Origin of the sequence: Nocardia sp. NPDC005998, from assembly GCF_040614395.1 — a bacterium.
Classification (GTDB): domain Bacteria; phylum Actinomycetota; class Actinomycetes; order Mycobacteriales; family Mycobacteriaceae; genus Nocardia.
Genome location: NZ_JBEXUI010000082.1, coordinates 1 through 11,064, shown reverse-complemented (window position 1 = coordinate 11,064; position 11,064 = coordinate 1). Strand labels below are relative to the sequence as shown.

Annotated in this window: 10 protein-coding genes; 8 read left to right on the top strand and 2 right to left on the bottom strand. The window is 66.8% G+C overall.

The annotated features are described in order from the left end of the window. The first annotated feature begins 223 nt into the window (after positions 1–223). Both ABZ293_RS41715 and ABZ293_RS41710 read left to right on the top strand, forming a co-directional pair. A complete protein-coding gene (locus tag ABZ293_RS41715; protein ID WP_355189865.1) occupies positions 224–1,930 on the top strand; it encodes a penicillin-binding transpeptidase domain-containing protein in 1,707 nt (568 codons plus the stop codon). 103 nt (positions 1,931–2,033) lie between these two features. Beyond that, a complete protein-coding gene (locus ABZ293_RS41710; protein WP_355189863.1) occupies positions 2,034–3,713 on the top strand; it encodes a serine/threonine-protein kinase in 1,680 nt (559 codons plus the stop codon). Between the two features lie 7 nt (positions 3,714–3,720). Here ABZ293_RS41710 and ABZ293_RS41705 read toward each other — a convergent pair whose 3' ends face one another. Further along, positions 3,721–4,578: a helix-turn-helix transcriptional regulator gene (locus tag ABZ293_RS41705; RefSeq protein ID WP_355189862.1), complete on the bottom strand. Its 858-nt coding sequence runs from the start codon at positions 4,576–4,578 to the stop codon at positions 3,721–3,723. A 140-nt stretch (positions 4,579–4,718) separates the two neighbouring features. Here ABZ293_RS41705 and ABZ293_RS41700 point away from each other — a divergent pair, with 140 nt between their 5' ends. Both ABZ293_RS41700 and ABZ293_RS41695 read left to right on the top strand, forming a co-directional pair. Continuing rightward, the gene (locus ABZ293_RS41700; protein WP_355189861.1) at positions 4,719–5,753 is read left to right on the top strand and encodes an aldo/keto reductase; all 1,035 of its coding nucleotides are present in this window, start codon (positions 4,719–4,721) and stop codon (positions 5,751–5,753) included. Between the two features lie 47 nt (positions 5,754–5,800). Beyond that, positions 5,801–6,088, top strand: a complete 288-nt coding sequence (locus ABZ293_RS41695; RefSeq protein ID WP_355189860.1) for a putative quinol monooxygenase — start codon at positions 5,801–5,803, stop codon at positions 6,086–6,088. Positions 6,089–6,162: 74 nt separating this feature from the next. Here the strand turns inward: ABZ293_RS41695 and ABZ293_RS41690 are convergent, their stop codons facing one another. Continuing rightward, positions 6,163–6,816, bottom strand: a complete 654-nt coding sequence (locus ABZ293_RS41690) for a Uma2 family endonuclease (RefSeq protein WP_355189864.1) — start codon at positions 6,814–6,816, stop codon at positions 6,163–6,165. 185 nt (positions 6,817–7,001) lie between these two features. On the opposite strand from ABZ293_RS41690, the gene hisD reads away from it, so the two are divergent. From hisD to hisH, 4 genes are read left to right on the top strand one after another with little or no spacing between them, the layout of a single operon-like run. Beyond that, entirely contained in the window at positions 7,002–8,339 is a 1,338-nt protein-coding gene (hisD, locus tag ABZ293_RS41685; protein WP_354957042.1) for a histidinol dehydrogenase, read from the top strand. After that, positions 8,336–9,469, top strand: a complete 1,134-nt coding sequence (locus ABZ293_RS41680; protein ID WP_355189859.1) for a histidinol-phosphate transaminase — start codon at positions 8,336–8,338, stop codon at positions 9,467–9,469. The genes hisD and ABZ293_RS41680 overlap by 4 nt, the downstream gene beginning before the upstream one ends. A gap of 23 nt (positions 9,470–9,492) precedes the next feature. Next, positions 9,493–10,107 carry an imidazoleglycerol-phosphate dehydratase HisB gene (gene hisB / locus ABZ293_RS41675; protein ID WP_355189858.1) on the top strand — a complete coding sequence of 205 codons (615 nt, stop codon included), beginning with the start codon at positions 9,493–9,495 and terminating at the stop codon, positions 10,105–10,107. Next, the gene (hisH, locus tag ABZ293_RS41670) at positions 10,104–10,739 is read left to right on the top strand and encodes an imidazole glycerol phosphate synthase subunit HisH (protein ID WP_354957039.1); all 636 of its coding nucleotides are present in this window, start codon (positions 10,104–10,106) and stop codon (positions 10,737–10,739) included. The genes hisB and hisH overlap by 4 nt, the downstream gene beginning before the upstream one ends. Positions 10,740–11,064 lie beyond the last annotated feature (325 nt).

The following is an 11,064-nucleotide window of genomic DNA, read 5'->3' as shown; positions in this document are numbered from 1 at the left end:
GGATGCCGACGAAGTTGAGTATCGGATTGGCACTGTCGACATCACCGGCGTGACCGATGGATCCGGCGCACTCCCAGTGCGAAGGCCGACAAGGTGTGCGAGAGATCGGCGCGCGAGCGGGTAGCGCTCCCGGGCGGGTTACCCAGGCTGGTCGCCATTGGCGGTTAGAGTCGGCCAGGTGCGCGCATACCGGAATCTCCTCGTCCTGTTCGCGGCCCCCGTCCTGGCCTTGACCTGCTGTAGCTCCAGACCGGACCAGCCCGACACCGTCGCCGGGCAGTTCGCCGACGCGCTCAACCGCGACGACGTCGCCGCTGCCGCCGCACTCACCGACGATCCGACGAAGGCCTCCGACGCACTGGGCAAGCTCTACGACGGGCTCGGCAAGGAGGTGAAATTCGAGGTCCGCAGCGCGGATAAGAACTCCTTCACCCTCGCCGCTACCTGGAAACTCGGCAAAGACGGCACGAACGAGTGGAGCTACACCACCAATGGCACCGCAAGCGATTCCGGCGACGGCTGGAAGGTCAAATGGGATCCCGACGCCATCGCGCCCGGCCTCGCCAAGGGACCGCTGACCTACAGCACCGCCTACCCGAAGCCCGCCCGCATCCTCGAGTCATCGGGCGGTGAGCTGATGACCGAGCAGGTGGTGACCCTGGTGAACGTCGCCCCCGGCGCGGACACCGCGGCACTGGCTGGTGTACTGGGCCCGGCCGCAGCGGGCATCACCGCCCAGTCGCTGCAATCGGATCTGGCTGCGGCACAGGGCAAGCCGATCACCGCGATCACCCTGCGCGATGCCGATATCGCCCCGATCCAGACCGCGCTGGCCGCGATTCCCGGCGTCACCCTCGCGCCCCAGACCCGCCTACTCGCCACCGACAAATCCCTCGCCTCACCCGTACTGTCCGGCCTCGCCGACCTGTGGCAGAGCGCGGCCGACACGGACGCTGGCTGGGCGATCCGGGCGCAGACCGCCGACGGCACCGAACGCGTCGCCGGCCAGGATCCCAAACCCACCGCGGACATCGTGACCACCCTCGACACCGATCTGCTGCGCGCCGCGGAGGACGCGCTGACGCCGGTCACCCAGCCCGCCGCGATCGTCGCATTGCAGCCCTCCACCGGAAAGGTGCTCGCCATCGCGCAGAGCGCGGCCGCTGACGCACAGGGCCCGATCGCGCTCACCGGCCTGTACCCGCCCGGTTCGACCTTCAAGACCGTCACCGTCTCCGCCGCACTGCAATCCGGTGCAGTGACCCCGGACACTGTTCTGCCGTGTCCGGCCACCGCGAATATCGAGGGCCGCCGCATCCCCAACGACAACGACTTCGATCTGGGCAATGTGCCGCTGCACACCGCCTTCGCCCAGTCCTGCAACACCACCATGGGCCAGCTTGCGGCGAATCTCCCACCCGACGGCCTGACCGATGCCGCGGCACAACTCGGCCTCGGCATCGACTTCGTCACACCCGGTCTGACCACCGTCACCGGCAAGGTGCCGACCGCCGACACCCCGGCGCTGCGGGTGGAGTCCGGCATCGGCCAGGGCAAGGTGACCGCCTCGCCGTTCGGCATGGCACTGGTCGCCGCCTCCATCGCGCGCGGATCGATGCCGCTGCCGATGGTGGTCGACGGACAGCCCGGCGCCGCCGACCGCATCCCGGCACCATTGCCACCGACGATCGATGAGCAGCTGAAAACGATGATGCGCGAGACCATCACCGGCGGCACCGCGACCGCGCTGCGGGATATCCCCGGGCTGATCGGCAAGACCGGTACCGCCGAGTACATCGATGACAAACATGCGCACGGCTGGTTTGTCGGAATCGACGGTGACCTGGCCTTCGCCGTATTCGTCAGCGATGCGAACAGCTCGGCTCCGGCCGTTGCGGCCGCCGGTCGTATGCTTCGGGCGCGGCGGTGAATTAGCATGGCAGCCGCGCACGGCGCGATGTGGGCGGCGAATATACCCCCGCAGCCGCATGCCGAGGAATGCGCCCCGCTACACTCGTCGACGCAACGCGTTGATGGTCAATGCGCGTGATGTCACGATTTCGAGAAGGTTCGGAGTAGGCGCCATCGATACCGGTCAATTGATCGCGGAGCACTACCGCCTGGTCGAGCGGATTGGTAGCGGCGGCACAGGTGTGGTTTGGCGTGCCATCGACGAACGCCTGCAGCGCTCGGTCGCGGTGAAGCAGATCCACATCAAGCCCAGCCTGCCCGAGGCCGAGCGCGATGTGGTGCGTCAGCGCGCGTTCCGTGAGGCTCGCAATGCGGCACGCTTCCAGCATCCGAATGCGATCGTGGTCTTCGATATCACCGAGCACAACGGTGACCCGTGCCTGGTGATGGAGTATCTGAAGTCGAAGAGTCTGGCCGGGGTGATCTCGGAGCAGGGCATGCTGCCGCTGACCCAGGTCGCGCGGATCGGCGAGCAGGTCGCCTCGGCATTGATCGCCGCGCACCACGCCGGGATCGTGCATCGCGACGTCAAACCGGGCAATATCCTGCTCGATGACACCGGCACCGTGAAGATCACCGATTTCGGCATCTCCCGCGCCACCGGTGACGTCACCCTCACCGAAACCGGTCTGATCTGCGGTACCGCCGCCTACCTCGCGCCGGAGGTCGCACGCGGCGCCGACCCGACGCCCGCTGCCGACGTATTCGCCTTGGGGGCCACGCTTTTCCACGCACTGGAGGGCGAACCGCCGTACGGTTCCAGCGCCAACCCGCTGGCCGTGCTCTACGCCGCGGCGAACGGCCAGGTCAGCGAACCACGGCACGCGGGCCCCGCCACCGACTTCCTGCTGGATCTGCTCAGCCCCGACCCCAGTGCCCGGCCGACCATGCGTGCGGCCCGTGAACACCTGTCCGCGCTCGCCGACTCCGGTTCGGCACCGGTGCACGCCGGATTCGTTCCCGCCAGTGAGGCTTTCGCCCGCCACGGCGAATCCGCCACCCGCGCCCTGCGGCCGCCCGCGAATCCGACGCCGGAGCATCAGCCGACCGCGCGGCAGCCACGTCCGGCGCCGCCGCCGCGAAATTCCGCTCGCTCCAACAACTCCGGTGGTGCGTCGCATCCGAGAACGGCGTCGCATCCGAGAACCGCAGCGCATCCGCAGACGGCGACACAGCCACGTCCGACACCGGGCAAGTCCGGTGGCAAGCGCAAGGCCGTCCTGGTCGGCGGGAGCGTCGGTGCGGTGGTGGCCGTCGTGGCCATTCTCATCGGCGCGCTGAACCAGTCGGGCAGCAATACGCCATCGGTGCAGGCGAGTCCGCCGTCGTCGTCCGCCTCGAAGGGCACCACTTCCACGGCTGCCGCTGGCACGCCGGGGCAGACGAAGAGCGTCGGCCCGGCAGACTCGCGGCAATCCATCGATCAAGTGGTGGACTTCTACAACAACCTCACCTATATGAGCTTCCCGGCTGCATGGAAACAGTTGACCCCCGCTGCTCAGCGGGTCTACGGCAGTGAGTCGGCCTTCCAGGAATACTGGACGCAGAATCGGGTCACGGGCTTCAACACTGTTGATGCGGCCGGTAGTGGTACAGGAACCAACCCAGACGGTTCAGTGGATATCAATGTGGCCAGCGTGACCTATGCGGGCCGGAACAGGTCCGTGACGCTGCGGTTGATCAACCCTGGCAGCGGCGCCCCGCTCATCGACAGCGATACGCGCAGCGGCGACACCCGCTAGTCATTGCCTAACGGGAACCGGATCGCACCGTCGATTGCGCCCAACTCGCCAGCAGCGCAAGGGCGGTCGCGCTCGGCGAATCCGGTTCGGTGGTGTGCATGATCAGCGCCTGATCCGGATCGTCGGGCAGGCGCAGGGTTTCGTAACCCAGATCGAGCCTGCCGACCACCGGATGCAGGTACACATACCGCCCATGCGTCTTGTCCTTGAGCTCGTGCCGCTCCCAGGTATCGCGGAAGTCGGCGGAGTTCGCGCTCAACTCCTCGATGAGCGAAGCGATTCCGGCATCGCCTGGGTTGCGGGCCATGTCCAGACGCAGGTACGCCACGACATCGGCGGCCTTGGCCGGCCAATCCTCGTAGAGCTCGCGCATGCCCTCGTCGAGAAAGACCAGCCTGGCCAGATTGCGTTCGCGGGGCGGTAGCGCGCCGAAGTCGGTGATGAGCGCGGCGGCCAGCGGATTCCACGCGAGCACATTGGTACCTCGGCCCACGATGTAGGCGGGCACATCGGCGGCGGCGTCCAGTAGTCGGCGCAGTCCGGGGCGAACCTGCTGTTCGGACTGCGGCTCAGCGCCGGACCAGGGCCGGGCCAGTCGATACAGATGTTCGCGCTCCACCTCGTTCAGCCGCAGTGCCTGCGCGACAGCATCCAGCACCGACTCCGAAAAGTGCAGCGTGCGGCCCTGTTCCAGGCGTACATAGTGGTCCACGCTGACTCCGGCCAGCATGGCCAGTTCTTCGCGGCGCAGGCCGGGAACCCGGCGGCGGCTGCCGTAATCGGGCAGGCCGACTTGCTCGGGGCTCAGCCGCGCCCGTCGGGAACGCAGGAATTCGCCGAGTTCAGCACGTCGATCCAGACTCACACCATCAAGTATCCCGGTGGTTGCCGCCGCGCATCCTGGTCATCTCGTGCCCAGGCTCGTGCGGCGCTGTTTACCGCTCGCGTACCCGCCGAAAGTGGTGATCACGCCGGAACGGATCCGGCAGAAGTACGGAGTACCCAATGAGCAACACCCGCCCCTTCGGCGACACCGGCATGAACATCACCCCACTCGGCTTCGGCACCTGGGTGATCGCCGGACCCGGCTGGCAGTACTCCTGGGGCGCCACCGATGACGCCGATTCGATCGCCGCCATCCGGCACGCCATCGATTCCGGACTCAACTGGCTCGACACCGCGCCCGCCTACGGTCTGGGCCATGCCGAGGAACTGGTCGGCCGGGCGCTGGCCGGGCTGCCCGAATCCGAGCGGCCGTACCTGTTCACCAAGACCGGCCTGGTCTGGAACGAGGGCGACGACCGCACCGGACCGCCACGACGGATCGTGCGCCCCGACGTCGTGCGCCGTGAACTCGAGCAATCGCTGCGCCGCCTGCGCGTCGACCACATCGACCTCTACCAGGTGCACTGGCCCGACACCGGCGAGATCTTCGTCTACGGCGCCGACGGCGTCGCCTCGGGCGCGGCCACGCCGCTGGAGGAGTACTGGCAGGTGATGGCGGATCTGAAGAAGGAGGGCAAGGTGCGCGCCATCGGCCTGTCCAATCACGATGTCGCCCAGCTCACCGTCGCCGAGCAGGTCGCACACGTCGATGCCATCCAGCCGCCGTTCTCCGCGATCAACCGCGCCGCGGCCCCGGAGATCGCCTGGGCCAAGGCCAACGGCACGGGCGTCATCGCCTACTCGCCGCTGCAGTCCGGACTGCTGACCGGCGCATTCACCGCCGACCGCGAGCTCAGCGCCGATGACTGGCGCTCCGGCCACCCGGACTTCACCACCAACCTGTCCGCCAATCTGGCCCTGGTCGACGCACTGCGCCCGATCGCGACCCGCCACGGCGTGACCGTCGCCGAGGTCGCCCTGGCCTGGGCAACCGCATGGCCCGGCGTAACCGGCGCGATCGTCGGCGCCCGCACCGTGGCGCAGATCGACGGCTGGATCGGCGCCAGCGCCCTGCGGCTGACCGCCGCCGACCTCGCCGAGATCACCACCGCCATCACCGAAACCGGCGCGGGCACCGGCCCGGCCCACGCCTGATCCCCATCACCCGGCCCCGCGCCGAAAACCCTTGAGAGGACACCGAAATGACACTGCACGTGGTCGCCGAATTCCGAGCCGCCAACGGACAGGAAGATCGTCTCCGCACCGCGCTCGAAGCGATGATCGAACCCACCCTTGCCGAGCCCGGCTGTCTCACCTACCAGCCCTACACCGACCCAAACGACCCGTCCCGCATGGTCCTGGTCGAGGAGTGGACCGGCCCCGATGCCCTCGACGAACACTTCACGACCCCGCACTTCTTCCACGTCCGCGATGTGCTCACCCGAATCCTCGCCGAGCCGATGGTGATCAAACGCCTCATCCCGGCCTGACCAGCGCGCCTGCCCCGATCACTCGGGGCAGGCGAAGGTCTGCCCGAACTCGGCCGCCGCACCTGACTCGGCGATCAGTATTCGAGTTCGGTCCAGGGGATTTGAATCGGGAAGGGGAAGTCGATCTCGATGTCGTCGGTGTTGTTAGGGGTCCATTCGCCTGCAAGCAGGTAGTTGGCCGAATGCAGCGCGTGAACTCCGTCCGGCAGCTCGCCAGGTCTGGTTTGCAGGGCGTAGGCGCGCACGATAGCGATCGCACTCGCCTCACGAGCCAGATGTACTTCCCAGTACCAGGGAATTCCGGCGCTCGCGTAGCGGCCCTTCTTTGCCTCCATGTCGGTCTGCGTGTTGGAGGGCGACAAGACCTCGCCGACGAGCAGCACATCGCCGCCGCGGACATCCTGATACGGCGATTCGAGGCAGCGGTATACGAGGAAGTCGGGAGTCAGAAAGTCGGACTTTCCACTGCGTCCGAGGAAGACGTTGGTCTCGTCACCGACGCGCCAACAATGCTCCGGATCTTCCGACATTGTCTTCCTGGCGCATCGCTCGATTGCATTTGTCAGTCGACGGGTGAAGGTCTGGTGCTCAGAAGGCCCACGCCGAAGCCACACCACCCGTCCATCCCATAGCTCGATCTGCTCAGCGATCTCCTCAGGAAGTCGCTCCAACTCCTCCCAGGTCATGTATTCGGGGAGGTCGGGCCGCTGAACATGCGGAATGGACATGCCGCCATCGTAGTCAGGCTCGTCGCCGTACAACGATATTTCCAAATCCGGCGTCGCGACGACCGCAGCGGATAACCGGTGGCATGCGACCGATAGGCTGGTAGCTGGAGCGGAGCGGAGGAAACCGACCGTTCGGCGTCGGGGACCGACGTCCAAGGATCAGGACAGACAGGATCGCAGACCTCATGACATCCCGCATCGAGCTCGCCCGCGTTGATCTACGCGGCCGTACTCCCTCCGCTGCCGAGCTGCGCACCGCGCTGCCGCGCGGGGGAGTCGACGTGGACTCGGTGCTGCATCAGGTGCGGCCGGTGGTGGAGGCGATCCGGGATCGCGGGGTCGCGGCGGCGCTCGAATTCGGTGAGAAGTTCGACGGGGTGATTCCGCCGAGCGTCCGGGTGCCCGCAGCCGAGCTGGACGCCGCGTTGGAGAAGTTGGATCCGGCCGTGCACACCGCGCTGGAGGTCGCGATCGAGCGGACCCGCAAGGTGCACGCCGATCAGCGGCGTACCGACACCACCACCGAGGTGGTACCCGGCGGTACGGTCACCGAGCGCTGGGTACCGGTCGAGCGGGTCGGTCTCTATGTGCCGGGCGGCAATGCCGTGTACCCATCGAGTGTCGTGATGAATGTGGTGCCCGCGCAGGCGGCGGGCGTCGACTCGCTGGTGGTGGCCTCGCCGCCGCAGGCACAGTTCGGCGGACTACCGCATCCGACCATCCTGGCCGCCGCGAAGCTGCTCGGCGTCGAGGAGGTGTGGGCCGTCGGCGGTGCGCAGGCGATCGCGCTGCTCTCCTACGGTGGCACCGATACCGATGGCGCCCAGCTCGAGCCGGTCGACCTGATCACCGGTCCCGGCAATATCTACGTCACCGCCGCCAAGCGCCTGTGCCGCGGCCTGGTCGGCATCGACGCCGAAGCGGGCCCTACCGAAATCGCCATCCTGGCCGATGCCACCGCCGATCCGGTACACGTGGCCGCCGATCTGATCAGTCAGGCCGAACACGATGTGCTCGCGGCCAGCGTGCTGGTCACCGACAGCGTCGACCTGGCCGATGCGGTAGATGCCGCGCTCACCACCCAGATGACCGTGGTCAAACACGCGCACCGGGTGCGAGAGGCGTTGTCCGGCAAGCAGTCCGGCATCGTCCTGGTCGACGATATCGAGCAGGGCCTGCGCGTCGTCAACGCCTACGCCGCCGAACACCTGGAGATCCAGACCGCCGAAGCCCCGGCCGTCGCGGCCCGCGTGCGCAGCGCCGGAGCCATTTTCGTCGGCGCGTACGCCCCGGTCAGCCTGGGCGACTACTGCGCGGGCTCCAATCATGTACTGCCGACCGCAGGTTGTGCGCGCCACTCTTCGGGCCTTAGCGTGCAGACCTTCCTGCGCGGCATCCACGTCGTCGAATACACCGAGGCCGCACTCAAAGATGTCGCCGGTCATGTTGTCGCCCTGGCCAATGCCGAGGACCTGCCCGCCCACGGCCAGGCCGTGCAGGCGCGATTCGAGGCGCTGGCATGACCCCCGAGATCACCGTGCCCGGTGCCGACGTCAGCCTGGATCAGCTACCGCTGCGCGATAACCTGCGCGGCAAAAAGCCTTACGGCGCACCACAATTGACGGTTCCGGTGCAGCTGAACACCAATGAGAACCCGCACCCGCCCAGTAAGGCCCTCATCGACGACGTCGCCGAATCCATCCGCGCCGCCGCCACCGATCTGCACCGCTACCCGGACCGCGATGCCGTCGCCCTGCGCACCGATCTGGCCGAATACCTGACCCGTCAGACCGGCGTCGCGGTGAGCACCGCCAATGTGTGGGCGGCCAATGGCTCCAACGAGATCCTGCAGCAGTTGCTGCAGGCCTTCGGCGGCCCCGGCCGCAGTGCATTGGGTTTCGTCCCGTCCTACTCGATGCACCCGATCATCTCCGAGGGCATCGATACCGAATGGGTCGAGGCCAAGCGCAATGCCGACTTCTCCCTCGATATCGACTACGCGCTCACCACCATCGCCGAGCGCCGCCCCGACGTCGTCTTCGTGACCCGACCGAACAATCCCACCGGACACAGCATCCCGCAGGCCGATCTGGCCCGGATCCTGGCCGCCGCGCCGGGCATTGTGGTCGTCGACGAGGCCTACGGCGAGTTCTCCGCCGAGCCGAGCGCGATCGCACTGATCGATCGGTATCCGACGAAACTCGTGGTCACCCGCACCATGAGCAAGGCATTCGCCTTCGCAGGCGGCCGCCTCGGCTACCTGGTCGCGGCCCCCGCGGTGATCGACGCCATGCTGCTGGTGCGGCTGCCGTACCACCTGTCGGTGGTCACCCAGGCCGCCGCCCGCGCGGCCCTGCGGCACGCCGACGAAACCCTCGCCAGCGTTGCGGAATTGGCATCCCAGCGCGACCGCGTCGCGGAAGCGTTGCGTGCCATGGGGTTCGACGTTCTCCCCAGCGATGCGAACTTCCTGCTCTTCGGCCGCTTCGCCGACGCACCCCGTGCCTGGCAGCACTATCTGGACCGCGGCGTGTTGATCCGCGATGTCGGCATCCCCGGATATCTGCGCGCCACCATCGGTCTCGCTGCCGAGAACGACGAATTCCTGCGTGTCAGCGGCACACTCGCCGAGACCGACCTCACCATTCGATGAATCCGCCTGTGGAGGAACCAGCAATGAATCGCACCGCGCGGGTGGAGCGCGTCACCAAGGAATCCAATATCGTCGTCGAACTGGATCTGGACGGCACCGGTAAGACCGACATCTCCACCGGCGTCCCGTTCTACGACCACATGCTTACCGCGCTCGGCGCGCATGCCAGCTTCGATCTGACGGTGCGCGCCGAGGGCGATATCGAGATCGAGGCGCACCACACCGTCGAGGACACTGCCATCGTGTTCGGTCAGGCGCTGGGCCAGGCGCTGGGCGATAAGTCCGGCATTCGCCGCTTCGGCGACGCGTTCATTCCGATGGACGAGACCATGGCGCACGCCGCGGTGGACGTCTCCGGCCGCCCGTACTGCGTGCACACCGGCGAACCCGACCACCTGCTGCATGCGGTGATTCCGGGTTCCGGACCGGGTGCGCCGTATTCCACCGTCCTCAACCGCCACGTTTTCGAATCGATCGCGCTCAATGCCCGCATCGCCCTGCACGTGCGCGTTCTCTACGGCCGTGACCAGCACCACATCACCGAGGCCGAATTCAAGGCGGTGGCACGGGCTTTGCGCGCCGCCGTCGAACTGGACCCGCGGGTGAGCGGTGTGCCTTCGACGAAGGGGACGCTGTGAGCACCAAATCTGTCGCGCTGCTGGACTACGGCTCGGGCAACCTGCACTCGGCGCAGCGCGCGCTGATCCGCGCGGGTGCGAATGTCGAGGTGACCGCCGACGCCGATATCGCACTCGCCGCCGATGGATTGGTCGTCCCCGGCGTCGGCGCATTCGCTGCGTGCATGGCCGGACTGCGTGCGGTAAAGGGCGAGCGCATCATCGGCCAGCGGCTGGCCGGTGCCCGGCCGGTGCTCGGTATCTGCGTCGGTATGCAGATCCTGTTCGAGCGCGGTGTCGAGTTCGGCGTCGAAACCGATGGATGTGCGGAATGGCCCGGTGTGGTCGAGCGCCTTTCTGCTCCCGTACTGCCACACATGGGCTGGAACACGGTGTCGGCTCCATCCGACAGCGTCTTGTTCGCAGGGATGGATAGGGATACGCGTTTCTATTTCGTGCACTCCTATGCCGCGCAGACTTGGGACCTGCCACCGAACGAGCACTTCGCCGCGCCGAAGCTCACTTGGGCAGAACACGGTGTCCCATTCCTGGCGGCCGTCGAGAACGGACCGCTGTCGGCGACGCAGTTTCATCCCGAAAAGTCAGGCGATGCGGGCGCGCAGTTGCTCCGCAATTGGGTGAACTCGCTGTAAACACCCGCTGGCCAGGCGATTTGACATCGTGCACGCCGGTAAGTAACTTTATTCAAGTCAGAGCGACACGGACACCGACCCGGAGCCGAAAGGCCTGGGAAACGAGGTAGGACGAGGAGCGCCTGACTATCACACTGGCTCGGAAGAGGCCCGATTTTGTATCGGGGATCGGCTGAGCTAAGCTTCAACAAGTTGCCTCACGGAAGCGCCGGATTTACTCCGGAGTGAAAGTGTGTGCGTGTGTTCTTTGAGAACTCAATAGTGTGTCGATGAATGTCAGTGCCAAATATATTTTGGTTCCGGCTCCTCATACCCCCGTGTGGTG